General features: G+C 62.8%; 16 protein-coding genes. 8 read left to right on the plus strand and 8 right to left on the minus strand.

Annotated elements, in window-relative coordinates:
• Positions 1–33 precede the first annotated feature (33 nt).
• From J3P84_RS17060 to J3P84_RS17070, 3 genes are all read left to right on the plus strand, one after another.
• Complete coding sequence (locus J3P84_RS17060; protein ID WP_434624645.1) at positions 34–984, plus strand: TAXI family TRAP transporter solute-binding subunit; 951 nt, start codon at positions 34–36, stop codon at positions 982–984.
• 79 nt (positions 985–1,063) lie between these two features.
• A complete protein-coding gene (locus J3P84_RS17065; RefSeq protein ID WP_434624647.1) occupies positions 1,064–3,091 on the plus strand; it encodes a TRAP transporter permease in 2,028 nt (675 codons plus the stop codon).
• Entirely contained in the window at positions 3,088–3,489 is a 402-nt protein-coding gene (locus tag J3P84_RS17070) for a DUF1850 domain-containing protein (protein WP_434624649.1), read from the plus strand. Before J3P84_RS17065 ends, J3P84_RS17070 begins: the two co-directional genes overlap by 4 nt.
• Here the strand turns inward: J3P84_RS17070 and J3P84_RS17075 are convergent.
• Positions 3,476–4,093: a TetR/AcrR family transcriptional regulator gene (locus J3P84_RS17075; protein WP_434624651.1), complete on the minus strand. Its 618-nt coding sequence runs from the start codon at positions 4,091–4,093 to the stop codon at positions 3,476–3,478. The genes J3P84_RS17070 and J3P84_RS17075 overlap by 14 nt on opposite strands.
• A 161-nt stretch (positions 4,094–4,254) precedes the next feature.
• Between J3P84_RS17075 and J3P84_RS17080 the strand changes: the two genes are divergently transcribed.
• Positions 4,255–4,695, plus strand: a complete 441-nt coding sequence (locus J3P84_RS17080; protein ID WP_434568990.1) for a hotdog fold domain-containing protein — start codon at positions 4,255–4,257, stop codon at positions 4,693–4,695.
• Positions 4,696–4,820: 125 nt separating this feature from the next.
• Here J3P84_RS17080 and J3P84_RS17085 read toward each other — a convergent pair whose 3' ends face one another.
• Positions 4,821–5,909 carry an SMP-30/gluconolactonase/LRE family protein gene (locus tag J3P84_RS17085; protein ID WP_434568991.1) on the minus strand — a complete coding sequence of 363 codons (1,089 nt, stop codon included), beginning with the start codon at positions 5,907–5,909 and terminating at the stop codon, positions 4,821–4,823.
• 90 nt (positions 5,910–5,999) lie between these two features.
• Positions 6,000–7,130 carry a sensor histidine kinase gene (locus J3P84_RS17090; protein WP_434624654.1) on the minus strand — a complete coding sequence of 377 codons (1,131 nt, stop codon included), beginning with the start codon at positions 7,128–7,130 and terminating at the stop codon, positions 6,000–6,002.
• 329 nt (positions 7,131–7,459) lie between these two features.
• On the opposite strand from J3P84_RS17090, the gene J3P84_RS17095 reads away from it, so the two are divergent.
• Together J3P84_RS17095 and J3P84_RS17100 are read left to right on the plus strand one after the other, a co-directional pair.
• Positions 7,460–8,422 (plus strand): EamA family transporter, encoded by a 963-nt coding sequence (locus tag J3P84_RS17095; protein WP_434568993.1) that lies wholly within the window; start codon positions 7,460–7,462, stop codon positions 8,420–8,422.
• A 263-nt stretch (positions 8,423–8,685) separates the two neighbouring features.
• Positions 8,686–9,555 (plus strand): CAP domain-containing protein, encoded by an 870-nt coding sequence (locus tag J3P84_RS17100; RefSeq protein ID WP_434624656.1) that lies wholly within the window; start codon positions 8,686–8,688, stop codon positions 9,553–9,555.
• 72 nt (positions 9,556–9,627) lie between these two features.
• Here J3P84_RS17100 and J3P84_RS17105 read toward each other — a convergent pair whose 3' ends face one another.
• The 4 genes from J3P84_RS17105 to ggt all read right to left on the minus strand — a co-directional run bounded on the left by J3P84_RS17105 (position 9,628) and on the right by ggt (position 13,921).
• Positions 9,628–10,260, minus strand: a complete 633-nt coding sequence (locus tag J3P84_RS17105) for a Vgb family protein (protein ID WP_434624658.1) — start codon at positions 10,258–10,260, stop codon at positions 9,628–9,630.
• A 34-nt stretch (positions 10,261–10,294) separates the two neighbouring features.
• Positions 10,295–11,515 carry a helix-turn-helix domain-containing protein gene (locus J3P84_RS17110; protein ID WP_434624660.1) on the minus strand — a complete coding sequence of 407 codons (1,221 nt, stop codon included), beginning with the start codon at positions 11,513–11,515 and terminating at the stop codon, positions 10,295–10,297.
• A gap of 126 nt (positions 11,516–11,641) precedes the next feature.
• Positions 11,642–12,175 carry a cysteine hydrolase family protein gene (locus J3P84_RS17115; protein WP_434624662.1) on the minus strand — a complete coding sequence of 178 codons (534 nt, stop codon included), beginning with the start codon at positions 12,173–12,175 and terminating at the stop codon, positions 11,642–11,644.
• Between the two features lie 18 nt (positions 12,176–12,193).
• Entirely contained in the window at positions 12,194–13,921 is a 1,728-nt protein-coding gene (gene ggt, locus J3P84_RS17120) for a gamma-glutamyltransferase (RefSeq protein ID WP_434624664.1), read from the minus strand.
• A 129-nt stretch (positions 13,922–14,050) separates the two neighbouring features.
• Here ggt and J3P84_RS17125 point away from each other — a divergent pair, with 129 nt between their 5' ends.
• A complete protein-coding gene (locus tag J3P84_RS17125; RefSeq protein WP_434624666.1) occupies positions 14,051–14,482 on the plus strand; it encodes a GNAT family N-acetyltransferase in 432 nt (143 codons plus the stop codon).
• A 130-nt stretch (positions 14,483–14,612) separates the two neighbouring features.
• On the opposite strand, the gene J3P84_RS17130 is transcribed toward J3P84_RS17125, so the two are convergent.
• Entirely contained in the window at positions 14,613–14,963 is a 351-nt protein-coding gene (locus J3P84_RS17130) for a hypothetical protein (RefSeq protein ID WP_434624668.1), read from the minus strand.
• A gap of 133 nt (positions 14,964–15,096) precedes the next feature.
• On the opposite strand from J3P84_RS17130, the gene J3P84_RS17135 reads away from it, so the two are divergent.
• Complete coding sequence (locus tag J3P84_RS17135) at positions 15,097–15,426, plus strand: DUF6388 family protein (protein ID WP_434569001.1); 330 nt, start codon at positions 15,097–15,099, stop codon at positions 15,424–15,426.
• The last annotated feature ends 150 nt before the right edge of the window (positions 15,427–15,576 follow it).

A 15,576-nucleotide genomic window follows, 5' to 3' on the forward strand; every position in this document is an offset into this window, starting at 1 on the left:
TCTGCAAAAGCCATAACAAGACGGAGAGTCGCCATGCCAATCAGCAAACGCTTCATTTCCCTGGCCGCCACCGCAGCCGTGATGGTCACGACCACGGCCTATGCTGCGCCAGCGTACATCAACATTCTGACCGGAGGCACCAGCGGGGTGTATTACCCGATTGGCGTCGGGCTCTCGCAGATCTACAGCAGTGGCATCAAGGATTCCAAGACGTCGGTCCAGGCCACCAAGGCTTCGGTGGAAAACCTGAACCTGCTGCAAGCCGGACGCGGGGAGTTGGCGTTCGCCTTGGGCGACTCGGTGGCGGACGCCAAGAATGGGGTGGAAGACGCCGGCTTCAAGGCGCCCTTGACCAAGCTGCGGGCCATCGCTGGCGCCTACCCCAACTACATACAAATCGTCGCCAGCCAGGAATCAGGCATCAAGACCCTGGCCGATCTCAAGGGCAAGACCGTTTCGGTCGGCGCAGCGAAATCCGGCACCGAGCTCAACGCCCGGGCAATCTTCAAGGCCGCGGGCCTGACCTACAGCGATATGAAGGTGCAATACCTGCCATTCGCCGAGTCGGTGGATCTGATCAAGAACCGCCAGTTGGATGCCACGCTGCAATCTTCCGGCCTGGGCATGGCAGCGATTCGTGACCTGGCGTCGACCATGCCATTGAACTACGTATCGATTCCCACCGATGTCGTGGCAAAAATCGGTAACCCGGCCTATTTGAGCGCACAAATCCCGCCCAACACGTACGACGGACAAACTGACGCCGTGCCCACCGTCGCCATCACCAATATCCTGGTGACCCGCGAGGATGTGCCGGACGAAGTGGCCTATCAGATGACCAAGCTGCTCTTCGACAACCTCAATCGCCTGGGCACGTCCCATTCGGCGGCGAAAGACATTTCCCTGAAAAACGCCGCGAAGAACCTGCCGATAGCCCTGCACCCTGGCGCCGAACGCTACTACAAGGAAGTGGGCGCGCTGTAGACCCCTGGGGCGGCAACGGCGTAAACCGCCGTTGCCGTGTCGTGTTTCGCACCGGCTACAGACAACAGGCAGGCACCTTATGAGTGAAGACCAGCACGGCATCGCCACGGACCCACGGGACTGGCCGAAGACGCTGTTCTATGTAGCGTTGCTGTTTTCCATATTCCAGATCGTCACCGCAGCCTTCTCCCCGGTATCGAGCATCGTGCTGCGGGCGGTGCATGTGGGCTTTTTGCTGTGGGTGGTGTTCTTGAGCTACCCGGCCCATGGCAAGCAACGGCCCTGGCAACCCCTGGCCTGGGCGTTGGGGCTGGCGGGGATGGCGACCGCGCTCTATCAGTGGGTGTTCGAGGCCGACCTGATCCAGCGCTCCGGCGACCTGACGAGCGCCGACATGGTCATCGGCATCGTCCTGATCGTGCTGGTATTCGAGGCGGCGCGGCGGGTGATGGGCATCGCCTTGCCGATCATCTGCGGCCTGTTCCTAGCCTATGGCCTGTTCGGCGAACACCTGCCGGGCGACCTGGCGCATCGCGGCTACGGCGTGGACCAGATCATCAACCAATTGGCGTTTGGCACCGAAGGGTTGTACGGCACGCCGACCTACGTATCGGCCACTTATATCTTCCTCTTCATCCTGTTCGGCGCTTTCCTGGAAAAGGCCGGCATGATCAAGCTGTTCACCGATTTTTCCATGGGCCTGTTCGGCCACAAACTCGGCGGCCCGGCGAAGGTGTCGGTGGTGTCATCGGCGCTGATGGGCACCATCACCGGCTCGGGCATCGCCAATGTGGTGACGACCGGCCAGTTCACTATTCCGCTGATGAAACGCTTTGGCTACAAGGCCGCGTTCGCCGGCGGCGTGGAAGCGACATCGAGCATGGGCAGCCAGATCATGCCGCCGGTCATGGGTGCGGTGGCGTTCATCATGGCCGAGACCATCAACGTGCCGTTCGTGGAAATCGCCAAGGCGGCCTTGATACCCGCCTGCCTGTATTTCGGCTCGGTGTTCTGGATGGTGCACCTGGAGGCCAAGCGTTCGAACCTCAGAGGTCTACCCAAGGATCAGTGCCCGAGTGCCTGGGGCGCGGTCAAGGAAAACTGGTATCTGCTGATTCCACTGGCAGTGCTGGTCTATCTGTTGTTTTCCGGGCGCACTCCGCTGTTCTCCGGCATGGTCGGGCTGGCATTGACGGCTATTGTGATTCTCGGCTCGGCGATCATCCTCAAAGTATCGAACTACGCCTTGCGCTGCGCGTTCTGGGTCGCACTGGGGATTCTCTGCGTCGGCTTCTTCCGGTTGGGTATCGGAATCGTGTTCGCGGTGATCGGCGTGCTGGTGGTGGCTTGCTGGTTCATGCAAGGCACGCGGGAAACCCTGGTCATCTGCCTGCATGCATTGGTGGATGGTGCCCGGCACGCCGTTCCGGTGGGGATCGCCTGCGCCTTGGTTGGCACCATCATCGCCGTGGTTTCGCTGACGGGCGTGGCGTCCACTTTCGCCGGTTACATCCTGGCCATCGGCAAGGACAACCTGCTGCTGTCGCTGATCCTTACCATGCTTACCTGCCTGGTATTGGGCATGGGCATCCCGACCATCCCCAACTACATCATCACCAGCTCGATCGCCGCGCCAGCCCTGTTGGAACTGGGCGTGCCGCTGATCGTATCGCACATGTTCGTGTTCTATTTCGGCATCCTCGCCGACCTGACCCCTCCGGTGGCCCTGGCCTGTTTCGCCGCCGCGCCCATCGCCAGGGAGAGTGGCCTGAAGATCAGCTTCTGGGCCGTGCGCATCGCCCTCGCCGGCTTCGTCATTCCGTTCATGACGGTCTACAACCCGGCGCTGATGCTCCAGGGCGACAATCTCTGGATGACGGCGTACATGCTGATCAAGACCTTGCTCGCGGTCGGCCTGTGGGGCATGGCGTCTACCGGTTTCCTGCAACAGAAGATGCCGGTCTGGGAACGGCTGATGTGTTTTGCCGCCGGGGCATTGTTGGTGGTGGCGCTGCCGTTGACCGATGAAATCGGCTTTGTCCTGGGGGCGCTGTTGATCGGGCAGCATCTGTGGCGCGCACGTCGCGGCGGACAGGCCTTGGCGTGATCGGCTTGTGCCTGGGCCTGTCCGGAGTGATCTGGGCGCAGCTTGAACTCAGCGAGTTCACCTTGGCGTGGGATCACACCATCGAGAAGATCCGTTGGGAGGAAGACTACCGTGTCACCGAAACGGGCCTGGTCCTGGGCGAAGCCAGGATCAAGGGCAACGGTGCCGGCATGGAGATTCCGGAAAATGCCCGGCTGGAAAACGGCAGTTGGCACTACTATCGACAACTGCCGCCGCTGCAACCCTTGAAGCTGGGCCGCACGCCCCAGGCCGGCGATTACCAACTGTGTCATGCCGGCCATTGCCAGCCCATGGCGCATTGGCTCGGCCCGCCCACCGTGGAACACCCCTCGGTAGAACTGTGGAGCTGCGAACGGCGCTCGATCATTCAGCGCTGATCGACCGCCACGCCGCCTGCGCCAGTAACTCCCGATGGGCCTTGGGGCTGGTCGGCACTCGCCCCGCCAGCCAGGCACGGCAATAACTTTCCGACGCGCCGATGATCAGCGAAAACATCAGCTCGGCCGGATAACGCTTGAGCGCCTGGCCCTGCTCCGCCGCGCTCAGCCACTGCCAGAGCTGGCCGTTGCGCGTGCTGTTGCGGCTGGCGAGTTCGTCCTTGAACGGTCCCTTGGTCACGGCAAAACGCGCGTGATACTGGAAACGCGCCCATTCCGGCTGGCTGTCGACCCAATCGACATAGCTGAAGATCAACGCTTGCACGCCCTGTTCGGCCGTCGTCGCCTCGGCCAGGTATTGCTCGCGCAAGTGCGCCTGGTCGTCCAGCGCGGTGAAGAACAGCGCCGCCACCAGGCCTTCCTTGTTGCCGAAGTGGTGGTAGATCGCGCCGACACTGGTCTGGCATTCGGTGCGGATCATTTCAATGGTGGTCGCCTCGATGCCCTGTTCGTTGAACAGCGCCAGGGCCTTGCTGAAGATATCGCGCTTGAGCTCGGCCCTTCTGCCGGGGAAGGCACGTTCGAGTAATTCCGTTGTTTGCATGCTGGGCTTAAACCGGTTCGTTGAAGGATCAGGCAGACGACTGCCCATGACGAAGTGAGCGCAGCTTGACAGATTCGCCAACAACAGAATACCGTTCCGTCACAGAATAATATTCTGTAACGGAAGATTGTTCCGCAAATCCCTTGTCAGTGAGGCTTCACATGAATCAGGTTCTCGGTATGTTCAACAGCGCAGGTCCCGATGCGTTCAGCAAAATGGCCTGTCAGATGGCACCTTACTTCTCCACTATCAATCCGCTGGTCACGGAGCTGCGCCAGGGCGCGGCGACTGTGCAGGTACCGTTTCGCAAGGAAATCACCAATCACCTGGGCACCGTGCATGCCATTGCCATGTGCAACGCCGCCGAGCTGGCCGCCGGGATGATGACCAACGTCTCGATTCCCGACGGCGCCCGGTGGATCCCCAAAGGCATGACCGTGGAATACCTGGCCAAGGCCAAGAGCGACGTGACGGCGGTGGCGAACGGCGATGAGGTGGACTGGCAGACCGAGGGCGACAAGATCGTGCCGGTGGATATTCATGACGTGGATGGCAAGAAGGTGTTCACGGCGCGGATCACCATGAATGTGAAGTTGGCTTGAAAAATCGGGGGCGTCTGGAAAGCCCTCTATCCAATAATTGGAAAATCGTGGCGAGGGGATTTATCCCCGCGCCACAAAGAGAGGTGCTCGGCTAACTGAGAGACGTTGCTGGGCTATTTTAATGGTCAGGCAAACGTCGCCCCGCGGGTGTTCACGAACAATGAGTACAACGAGTGGCTGCCGGCCATGAACAACCGGTTGCCCTCCCTGCCGCCGAAACAGATGTTGGGGCAGCGTTCCGGCAGGGAGATGTGCCCGATGGCCTTGCCCTCGGGGTTGAACACCCGCACACCGTCGAGTTTTTCCAGGTCGGCCTTGGGGTCGCCGTTTCCGCCCCAGCCGCACCAGAGGTTGCCGCTCTCATCGCACTTGATGCCGTCGATGGCGGCGTAATCCAGGCCTTCGATATGCTTGCGGCGCTCGCCCAAGGTGCCGTCATCCTTGACCGTGATTGCCCAGACCAGGCGGTTGGGCTTGGCCCGGCCTTCGACCACATAGAGAGTTTTTTCATCCGGGGAAAAGCACAGGCCGTTCGGCCCCGCCAGGTCGTCGATGACCCGGCTGAGCTTGCCGGTTTCACCGTCGATGCGGTACACCGCGTGCGGCTGCTCGGGGGTGACTTTGTGCCCCTCGTAGTTGTTGCCGGTCTGGAACGGCGGGTCGGTGAACCAGATCGAGCCATCCCGTTTGCAGACGATGTCGTTGGGCGAGTTCAACGGTTTGCCGTCGAAACGATCGGCCAGCACGGTGATCGTGCCGTTGTGTTCGGTGCGGGTGATACGCCGCCCTTCGGTCGACGTGGTCGAGCCTTCACAGACCAGCAACCGTCCCTGGCGATCACGGCACATGCCGTTGGAGAAGTTCGAATTCTCCCGATACACCGACAGCCCACCGGTGACTTCGTCCCAGCGCACGATGCGGTTGTTGGGGATGTCACTGACCAGCAGATACCGACCGTCGCCGATCCACACCGGCCCTTCGGCCCAGCGCAGGCCGCTGGCGAGTTTTTCCACGCTCGCGTTGAAGATGCGCAGGTCCATGAAGCTGGGGTCGAGGATATTGACCAGAGGGTCCGGATAACGCTGGCTCAGCGGTTCGGCCTGGGTCAGGCCGGGCAGGTTGCCAAGGGTCGCGGCCGCGGCCGAAACCACCAGGGATTTCTTGAGGAAGGTCCGGCGCGCCTGATCGGCGGTTGCAGGTTGCGAAGCATCCATAGTACGTCTCCGTTAATTATTATTGGACGGGGACGTTTGTTTTACCCTCTGATAGGACATCGTACAAGTTATTATCCTCGCCCGGCCCTGTCACTCGGGATGGAGTGGGATCCGAACGGTGAACGTGGTGCCTCCGCGCGCCTTCGAGTGGACTTCGATGGTCCCCTGGTGAGCCGCGACGATTGCCGAGGCAATGTAGAGGCCCAGTCCCAGGCCGGCCGTGGGGCCGTATTGCAAGTCGCCGCTGCGCAGCTGCCGGATCAAGGGATTGAAGATGCTGGCGATGGCGTCCTTCGCGATAGGCTTGCCCTGGTTGTTGATCGCGATGACGGCTTCATCCCCTTCGCGGCTCAACGATACCGTGATCGGCGCGCCCTCCGCGCCATGTTGCACGGCATTGCCGATCAGGTTGGAAAACACCTGTTCCATCCGCGCCGGATCGAACAGTCCTTCAAGCGGACCGTGCGGCTCGAAGAGGATGCTGCTTTCCGGATGATAGGCCCGTGCCTCTTCCACCATGCCTTCGCACGCTGCCACCAGGTCGCCGTTGAAGCGCTGTACCGGTATGCCTGCGCCCAGCTGGGTACGGGTGAAGTCCAGCAGGTCGCCAACAATCTTGTTCGCCCGTTTGACGCTGGTATAGATGCGCGAGGAAATCTTGGTGGCCTTGGCAGGCAGATCGCCGGCGCGCAGGAGCACTTCGGAACTCAGCAGGATTGCCCCCAGCGGGCTGCGCAGATCGTGTCCCAGGATCCCGAGGAAGATATTGCGCGCCGCATCGACCGCGCCGGAATAACTGACCACCGATTCCGCCAGGGCCTGGTCGACGGCTTCATTGAAGCGGATCACATCCGACATCGCCTGCGCCTGGTCCAGCTGGGCATGGGGCATCCACAACACCAGCACGCTGGTGCGCAACGCACGGTATTCCGAGACCATCTGTTCCACGGTAAAACCGGAAGACTGGCGAATGACAGCGTGGGTTTCCGCCGCGGTCTCGGCCTCCGCCGCCGGGGCTTCGCCCTGGGATTTGGCGATCTGCTCCTCCGGGGTCTGAGAGGTGCGCAGATCAATGGCGATGGTGCGCAGCATCTGCTCGGCATGGTCGCGCAGCGCTACCGCATCCATGCCGATGGAGGCCGGGGTGATGGTCCTGGCGAAGTCTTCCCACGCCTGGAGGATCGGTTCGATGTTGTCGACAATGAAATCAGCCAGGCGCATGGGTTGCTCCGCGGGAAACTCAGGGGGATCGGTGCCGGAAACAACACAGCGGTCAGCTGTTGTACAGCAAATCGCTGGGGGATGTACGCCGGTCTCTGGATTGGTTGAGCTGGTGGAGCTGGCGGCTGCTTTGCAGCCGAGCGGGAGCAGGCTCCCTGACCACGGGTGAGCTGCCAACATCTAGGGAGAGCGGGTTACGGGCGGGAGCCGGCGCTTGTCTCTCTCTGCTGGATCCGGTACAAATCTTCCGTTGTTGTACGACAACCTATAACTAAAAATAAACCACCGAAGCCTCGCTGCTGCGGTGGTACACCTTTGAGATTGCTGCCATGACCCGCCCCACCGTTGCCGCCGATGTTCCTATTCCTTTTTCCCGCCCTGTCGCTGTGCTCATCCTGCTCTGCATGGGCTGCGCTTTTGCCGGTAACCACGTCGCCGCGCGGGCGGCGTTCGATGACGGTGCCGGCGTGCTGCTGGCGATCCTGCTGCGCTCGGGCGGGACGTTGCTGGTGCTGGCGGCGATGGTCTTGTGGCAACGCCAGAGCCTGCGCCTGCCCGCCGGGGCCTGGCGCTGGCAGTTGGTGTTGGGCCTGTTGATCGGCGCCCAGAGCCTGTGCCTGTATTCGGCCGTGGCGCGGGTGCCGGTGGCGCTGGCGCTGTTGGTGGGTAACGTGTTCCCGATCCTGTTGGCGCTGCTGACCTGGGCGCTCGGCGGGCCGCGCCCCACTGCGCGTACGGCGATGTTGATGGGGATGATCCTGGTCGGCCTGGTGTTCGTGCTTGAAGTGCCGGCGCGGTTATCATCGCAGGCGGATGTCGGCCCGCAATGGCTATTGGGGGTTGGCCTGGCATTCTGCGCCGCGTGCGTGTTCGCTTGCGCGTTGTGGATCACCGATCACAAGCTGTCCCAGGTACGCGGCTCGGTGCGCAGCCTGCTGACGATTTTCATTGTGTTCAGCAGCGTCAACCTCGCAGGCCTGACCGGTGCCCTGCCCGGCGGCCTCGACCTGCCTGCCAGCAACACCGGCTGGCTCGCGCTCGCCACCCTGGTGGTGCTTTACGGCACCGGGTTCATCGTGTTGTTCATGTGCGTGCCACGCCTGGACATGCCACGCAATGCCCCGGTGATGAACATCGAACCGCTGGCGACCCTGCTGATTGGCTGGCTGGTGCTGGACCAGATGCTCAACCCGGGCCAGGTGCTCGGCGGCGCGATCGTGGTGACGGGCATTGTGTTGCTGACCTGGCGCAAGGCTGAGCGGGTCAAGGCGCCGGTGGCTGCACGCAATTGAACTGACTGAACGCTCTTTTGTGGCGAGGGAGCTTGCTCCCGCTCGGCTGCGACGCAGTCGCGAATTTCTTGGGCCTGCTTCGCAGGCCAGCGGGAGCAAGCTCCCTCGCCACAAAAGCATTGTGCGGTCAGGCGTTTATGTCTGGGTGCGCCGGAAACTAGTTTCAAAAGCCACAGTCCTACCCCAGCCCTGAACGAAGCGTTTCGGGCTGATTGGCGCCGTCTCCCGGCGCTCAGGCAATTCCCTTCCAGAGCTGTCCATCCATGCGCCACCTCGTTCGCTCTCGCCGTTTCGCTGCGCTGTGCCTCACGATCCTGTTTCCGTTGTTCCCCAGCCCGGCTCACGCCCGAGGCGAAGGACAACTGGTGAGTGCCATCAACGACTACCGCAGCCAGCCCCACCGCTGTGAATGGCAAACAGTGCGTGCTGCCCAACCCTTGGTGTTGCGCTCCAGCCTGGCCTTGCCCATCGGCTTCAGCGGTGGCTTGCGCGAAACCCTGAGCAGATCCGGCTATCAGGCCCGGTCAGTGCGCAGCATTCGCCTGACCGATGCGCGGGACGCCGAAGAAGCGTTCGAGAGACTGGCGGACGAGCATTGCGCAGCGCTGCTGGACGGCCAGTACGCCGACATTGGCGTCAATCGGGTCGGGGATGAATGGCGCGTTGTGCTCGCACAACCCATGGGCGGAACGCGGATCAGCGACACGCGCGACATCGGCGCGCCGGACAAAACGCTGCTGGCCCAGGTCAATGCCGCCAGGGCCAAGCCCCGCATGTGCGGGCGCCAGCGCTTTGCGGCGGCTCGGCCGCTGAGCTGGAACGCCGCGCTGGGAAGCGCTGCCCAGGGCCACAGTCGGTCGATGGCCCGCGGCAACTATTTTGCCCATCGCGACCCGGACGGTCGCTCCACATCCGAGCGGGCCAGGAGCGCCGGTTTTCGCGGACGCAAACTCGGCGAGAACATTGCCGCCGGACAACGTTCGCCAAGCCAGGCCATGCACGACTGGCTCGCCAGCCCCGGGCATTGCGCCAACCTGATGAACCCGATGTTCACCCAGGTCGGTGCGGCGTCGGCCAGTGACTCGAGCAGCGATGCCGGAGTGTATTGGACAATGGTGCTTGGCGCCCCGTGATGTAACGGACGGGTATCCCGTGGCGAGGGGGCTTGCTCCCTCGCCACGGAGGTTTATGCGAGCCTGGCATCCTCACACCGGCCGACGCACCGCCCTCACCTTCCCGCTGCCACCGCCGCCACAGAAAAACCGTTCGCCCCCGTCGGATTCCAGCCCCGACACACCGGTCCCGGGCGGCATCGTCACGCTTTCCAGCACTTGTGCCGTCTGCGGATCAATACGCCGCAGGTCACTCTCATCGTTTTCCCACGTCCCGTGCCAAAGCTCTCCGTCGACCCAGGTCACGCCCGTGACGAAGCGATTGGATTTAATGGTGCGCAGGACTTTTCCGTCGGCCGGGTCGATCTGGAGGATATTGCGCGCCTTGTACTGGCCGACCCAGAGCGATCCTTCGGCCCACGCCAACCCTGAATCATCACCGCTGTTGGGCGCCGGAATTGTCGCCAGTACCTCGCCGGTGCGTGGATCGATCTTGCGGATGCTGTCGCCAGCAATCTGGAACAGGTGCTCACCGTCGAACGCCGTGCCAGCGTTCGCCGGCACGTCGAGCGAATGCACGGTCTGGCCACTGGCGGGATCAAGTGCGTGGAGCTTTTCGCCTGAGGCGAACCAGACGCGCTCGCCGTCATGGCTTACGCCGTGGACACACTCGACGCCGGGAAAAGGGCCGTACTCACGCAGGATCTGTGCTTCTGAACGTTTCATTTCACTCGCCTCATCAGTGGGGTGTGATTGCATCCTAACCAGCCACTGGCAACGCAGTGAGTAACAATGCCGTCGCGAATCCAGGCATCGTTGGCGCCATCCAGCGCCGGGCCCTGGCACGACCGAACGCTTGCGCCTTGCCGCAGGCGGCGAGGGTTTCCAAGGCCCGCTGCACGCTGCGCTGGCTGTTGCCCAAGGCAAGCGCCAGGGCCGAACTGGACCAGGTTTCGCCATCGGCAAGCAGCGCCAGCACCGCGCCGTGAGGTTCTTCGACGACGCGCGCCAGCACCACGACCTCGTCGGCCTGGTTGGGAATCAGGATAAAACCGCGCCGGGTTGCCTTCACCTCGGCCAATGACCGCAGCGCCACCCGCAACCGCCCCATCTCGACCCGCAGCCGGGCGCGGTGGGACTCATCCGTCAGTTTCAAGCCGAAGGCCTCGGCCATGAGCGCTTCCCTCGATGCATCGCCTGGCCAGGCTTGGGCCAGCCCGCGGGCCAGGGCGAACAACACCGGGCGCCGGGCGAGGGAAACCTGGCTGCCAGCACTACTGACGCCGTACCGACATGCATCTACTACCAGCGCCGCACCGGCCAGCAGCACCTGTACCTCTTCAAGAATCAGCAAGTGCTCTTCGTTCCGGCTGATCAGACGCGCCGCCGGTGAGCTCAGCATGCGCCAGGCGCTTTCGATTTCGGCGTTCAGCGCGCTGATGCCCGTTTGCCGTGCGGCCTGCCCGGCCCTTTCCAGAGCGGCGTGGGCGGTTTGCGCTTGCAGGCGCCGCATGGCGATCCCCGCCGCCACCAGTTCACAAGCGGCTCGAGACGCCACAGGCAAGCTGCAAAGATTCAGATCAGCAAGCTTGCCCTCGGCCTCGCCAAGGCGACCGAGCAACAGCAGGCGGCGGATTTCAATCGCATGAGCATGCCCGACGTTCGCCCGGTCGCCGCAGGCTTCGAGCACCGTCCGCGCGGCGTCGAGGCGCTTCATGGGCCACGCCAGGTCACGGGAAGCCAAGGCGATTTCGCCCTCCGCCACGATACACCGTGCCCGCGCCACGGCCGCCTTGGGCCCGAACGCCGTACTTGCCCGGCGCATCAGGCTCCTGGCTTTGTCCAGGTCCCCCAGCTGCGCCATGGCGATGCCGCGCAGCGCGAGGGCCGGGGCATCGGTGCGCAAGGCGATGCGATTGAGCGCCGCCACTGGATCGCCCGCCGCCAATGCTCGCGCTGCTATGCTGATCGCGTAATCCATAAAACGACGGCCTTTGTGGCGAGGGAGCTTGCTCCCGCTGGCCTGCGAAGCGGGCCTGAAAATCTTGCAGTCGCTGCGCACTGGAGCGCCAGCCGGCCTGCTCCTCAGGCCAGGCAGTGAGTATCGCTACAGGCGAATCTCGGCGGCCCGTACTACATCGATGCGCGACACCGCGCTGCTCAGCCGCCCCAGTCGCTGGTTGTGATCGGCAATGATCTGCTCGGCCGACAGGCTGCCATTGTCCACCGTCGAATGCGCATCGGCGGCCAACACCACTTCGTACCCCAGGGCATGGGCCTGGCGCACGGTGGCATTGATGCAGTGATCGGTCTGCAGCCCGCAGATCACCACGCGATCAATGCTTCTGGCCTGCAACAGCGCCAGCAGGTCGGTCTGGTAGAACGCGTCCGCCGTGGTCTTGCGCACGCGCAAGTCATCCGCGGCGGTGAGCAGGCCGTCGGCCAATTGCCAGGCGGCACTGCCATAAGCCAACGAGCCCTCAAGTTCTTCGTGCTGGACCAGGATCACCGGCAAGCCGACAGCCCGAGCCCTGGCACTGAGGTCGTTGATGGTGCCGAGCAGGCGTGGGCTGTCGAAGCATTCCTCTTCGCCCGTGCACAGCCCGGCCTGGACGTCGATAATCAGCAATGCGCTGCTCATGCTTGCCTCTCCGAGCGCTCAGTAGCCCAACGATAACCCGGTGTTGCGACGCGGATCGTTGGCACCGTAGAAACGATTCTTGCCCACGGGCTTGCCACCCAGTGACGGCGCGCCCACCAGGATCGCGGCGATGTGGTTGGGGTCCTGCGGGCCGGCGAACTTGTGACCCCAGCTTTCCAGCAGCTTGAGCGTATCGGGGCTGGCGGCGAAGGTTTCCAGGTTGGTCTCCTCCGGCATCCACTGCTGGTGGAAGCGCGGTGCGTCCACCGCTTCCTGAAGGTTCATGCCGTAGTCGATCACATTGAGGATGGTCAGCAGGGTCGCGGTAATGATGCGGCTGCCGCCCGGCGTGCCGACGACCATCACGGTCTTGCCGTCCTTGGTGACAATGGTCGGGCTCATGGACGACAGCGGCGCCTTGCCCGGTGCGATGGCGTTGGCCTCGCCCTGTACCAGGCCGTACATGTTGGGCACGCCGACCTTGGCGGTGAAATCGTCCATTTCATCGTTGAGGATCACCCCGGTCTTGCTCGCCATCACGCCGGCGCCGAACCAGTCGTTGAGGGTGTAGGTGACGGAAACGGCGTTGCCCCATTGGTCGATGATCGAATAGTGGGTGGTGTTGCTGCCCTCGTGAGGCGCCACGCCGGGTTTGATCTTGTGCGAGTCGCCGGCCTTTTGCGGCTCGATCGCGGCGCGCAGTTTTGCCGCATAGTTCTTGTCCAGCAGATGGTCGATGGGGTTCTGCACAAAATCCGGGTCGCCCAGGTAGCTGTTGCGATCGACATAGGCGTGACGCATGGCTTCGATCTGGTAGTGCATGCCCTGGGCCGAATGGAAGCCCAGGTCTTTCATCGGATACCCGTCGAGGATATTCATGATCTGGCACAGCACCACACCACCGGAACTGGGCGGTGGTGCGGAAATGATGTGATAACCGCGGTAGTCGCATTCCACCGGGCCCAGCTCGCGGGTCTTGTATTTGTCCAGGTCGGCCTGGGTGATGATGCCCTTGTTGGCCTGGCTGGAAGTCACCAGGGCGTCGGCCACCCAGCCTTTGTAGAAGCCGTCGGCGCCTTTGGCGGAAATTTCCCGCAGGGTCCTGGCGAGGTCTTTCTGCACCAGTTTCTGGCCGGCCTGCATCGGCTCGCCGTTGTGCAGGAAGATCGCGCCGGAATCGCGCATGTCCTTTTTGAACACGTCCGTGGCGGTCTCCAGCAGGTCGACATCACCTTGTTCGAGGACAAAACCCTCCTCGGCGAACCTGATCGCCGGGGCGATCAATTCCTCCCGGGGCTTGCTGCCGTATTTCTTCAGCGCCAGCTCCATGCCGGACACCGTGCCGGGCACGCCTACCGCCAGGTGGCCGCGGGTGCTGAGCTCGGGAATGACGTTGCCGTCCTTGTCCAGGTACATGTCGGCGGTGGCGGCCGATGGCGCTTTTTCGCGGAAATCCAGGAATGTCTTGCGGCCATCCGCCATCTGCAGCGTCATGAAGCCGCCACCGCCAAGGTTGCCCGCCGCCGGGTAGACCACCGCCAGGGCGTAGCCCACCGCGACTGCCGCATCCACCGCGTTGCCACCGTTCTTGAGCACATCGACGCCGACGTGGGTCGCCAGGTGCTGGGCGGTGACGACCATGCCGTTCTCGGCGGCAACCGGGGCCTGGGACGCAGCATGGGCAGTCAGGCAGTAAAGGGAGAGCGAAGTGGCGATGAGGGTCCGGGCCAGGGATTCGAACTTCATGAGTCGGTCTCTTCTTGTTTTAGGGTCGGGATCGCTTCAAAAGCACACACGAGTATGGCTCGGTTTAAACAATATGCCTGTTTACTGTAGGCTCGTGTGCTTGATCATCCTCGCACAAGGACATCGCCGATGACGCTGCGAATCGAACGCACGGACGCTCCCACCGATGAACAACGCCAGGCTATCCTCGCGCCGCTACGCGCCTATAACACGGCTCAGACCGGTGGAAGCGCGCCGGAACTGGTCGCCTGGCTGGTGCGCGACGAGCACGGCGAAATCGTCGGCGGACTCTACGGCCGAATATTTTTTCGTTGGCTCTATATCGAACTGCTGGTAGTGCCTGAACAGGCCCGGGGCCAAGGCACGGGTTCGCAGCTGATGCAGATGGCCGAACAGCTGGCCAGGGAGAAAGACTGCGTAGGTATCTGGCTCGACACCTTCGACTTCCAGGCGCCGGACTTCTATCGTCGGCATGGTTTCACCGAGTGCGGGCAGATCGACGACTACCCGCCGGGGCATCAGCGTTTCTTTTTCCAGAAACGCCTGCCGAACGCTGACTGACCACCCATCCGCTGTGGGACATCCCCTGTGGGAGCGAGCCTGCTCGCGAAAGCGGTGGGTCAGTCAAATGCTATGCAAGAAGATAAACGGCTTTCGCGAGCAGGCTCGCTCCCACACCAGGATCAGGTGTTCAAAGGCAAGTCGCCAACGCCGCCAACCGGCGCTTGGCGACAAAATCATCCTGTTTGGCGTAGTACTTCAACGCCGTGCCGGTGGCACTGGCTTGTATATCGACAAACGATTCGGCCGAGCGGGTGTACACCGTCGAGCCACCCTGCTTGCCGGGTTGCAGGTAGGCACCGGCATCGACGCCGAACACCGCTTCGTCTTCCCAGGCGAACTTCACGCATTGGGCGACATTCTGCTCCGGCTTGTCCGAGGCCAGGGTCTTGTAGGGGGCTTGGGTCCGGGCCTGTTCCATCGCCGAACCCGCGCAGCCGGCCAGCAGGGTTGCGGCCACGGCCACCATCAGCATTCGCATCGCGTTCACTCATCGAGAAAAAAACCGACTTTAGCACTGCGATCCGCGCCTACGTGCGGCTTTACTGAAATTTGCCCGCGACAACGGCTATCGATTCACGCAACCTGTCGGGACATTGACTCAAGGAGCAACCATGGCGGCAACCGGACAGCAGCACGAACGAGCCCTGGAGATCTTTCTCGACGAACGCCCGCAGTTGCGTGTCGAGCTGGACAACCTCAACCCCCTGCTGGCCCAGGCCAAGGGCGAAACCGCTGCGCAGTATCGCGCCGAGCGCTTGCATGAAGCGTTCGAAGCCGAGGCCGAGCGCCTGGGTCTGTTTGCCTGGGAGCTGACGCTGTCGCTGACAGCGGCCTCCGCCGAGGACTACCAGGCCCAGCGCATGGAAGTGCACAGGGAAGTCGCGGAGATGGCGGGAATGGAATGGGCTGAGTACTGCCAGTTACATGGTCTCATGGACTGAAGTGAACCCCGTGGCGAGGGAGCTTGCTCCCGCTGGCCTGCGCAGCAGGCCCAAAAAGGCGACTCAACTCACCTGACACACCGAGTTGCACGATCCTGGGGCCGCTTCGCAGCCCAGCGGGAGCAAGCTCCCTCGCCACGAAAGCTCCAG

Source organism: Pseudomonas sp. Z1-29 (assembly GCF_051131995.1).
Lineage (GTDB): Bacteria > Pseudomonadota > Gammaproteobacteria > Pseudomonadales > Pseudomonadaceae > Aquipseudomonas.

Coding starts and splice junctions, on each gene's coding strand:
- J3P84_RS17080 (WP_434568990.1), top strand. CDS start 4,255: ATGAATCAGGTTCTCGGTATGTTCAACAGCGCAGGTCCCGATGCGTTC.
- J3P84_RS17110 (WP_434624660.1), bottom strand. CDS start 11,515: ATGGATTACGCGATCAGCATAGCAGCGCGAGCATTGGCGGCGGGCGAT.
- J3P84_RS17135 (WP_434569001.1), top strand. CDS start 15,097: ATGGCGGCAACCGGACAGCAGCACGAACGAGCCCTGGAGATCTTTCTC.
- J3P84_RS17095 (WP_434568993.1), top strand. CDS start 7,460: ATGACCCGCCCCACCGTTGCCGCCGATGTTCCTATTCCTTTTTCCCGC.
- J3P84_RS17085 (WP_434568991.1), bottom strand. CDS start 5,909: ATGGATGCTTCGCAACCTGCAACCGCCGATCAGGCGCGCCGGACCTTC.
- J3P84_RS17130 (WP_434624668.1), bottom strand. CDS start 14,963: ATGCGAATGCTGATGGTGGCCGTGGCCGCAACCCTGCTGGCCGGCTGC.
- J3P84_RS17060 (WP_434624645.1), top strand. CDS start 34: ATGCCAATCAGCAAACGCTTCATTTCCCTGGCCGCCACCGCAGCCGTG.
- ggt (WP_434624664.1), bottom strand. CDS start 13,921: ATGAAGTTCGAATCCCTGGCCCGGACCCTCATCGCCACTTCGCTCTCC.
- J3P84_RS17115 (WP_434624662.1), bottom strand. CDS start 12,175: ATGAGCAGCGCATTGCTGATTATCGACGTCCAGGCCGGGCTGTGCACG.
- J3P84_RS17100 (WP_434624656.1), top strand. CDS start 8,686: ATGCGCCACCTCGTTCGCTCTCGCCGTTTCGCTGCGCTGTGCCTCACG.
- J3P84_RS17090 (WP_434624654.1), bottom strand. CDS start 7,130: ATGCGCCTGGCTGATTTCATTGTCGACAACATCGAACCGATCCTCCAG.
- J3P84_RS17125 (WP_434624666.1), top strand. CDS start 14,051: ATGACGCTGCGAATCGAACGCACGGACGCTCCCACCGATGAACAACGC.
- J3P84_RS17105 (WP_434624658.1), bottom strand. CDS start 10,260: ATGAAACGTTCAGAAGCACAGATCCTGCGTGAGTACGGCCCTTTTCCC.
- J3P84_RS17075 (WP_434624651.1), bottom strand. CDS start 4,093: ATGCAAACAACGGAATTACTCGAACGTGCCTTCCCCGGCAGAAGGGCC.
- J3P84_RS17065 (WP_434624647.1), top strand. CDS start 1,064: ATGAGTGAAGACCAGCACGGCATCGCCACGGACCCACGGGACTGGCCG.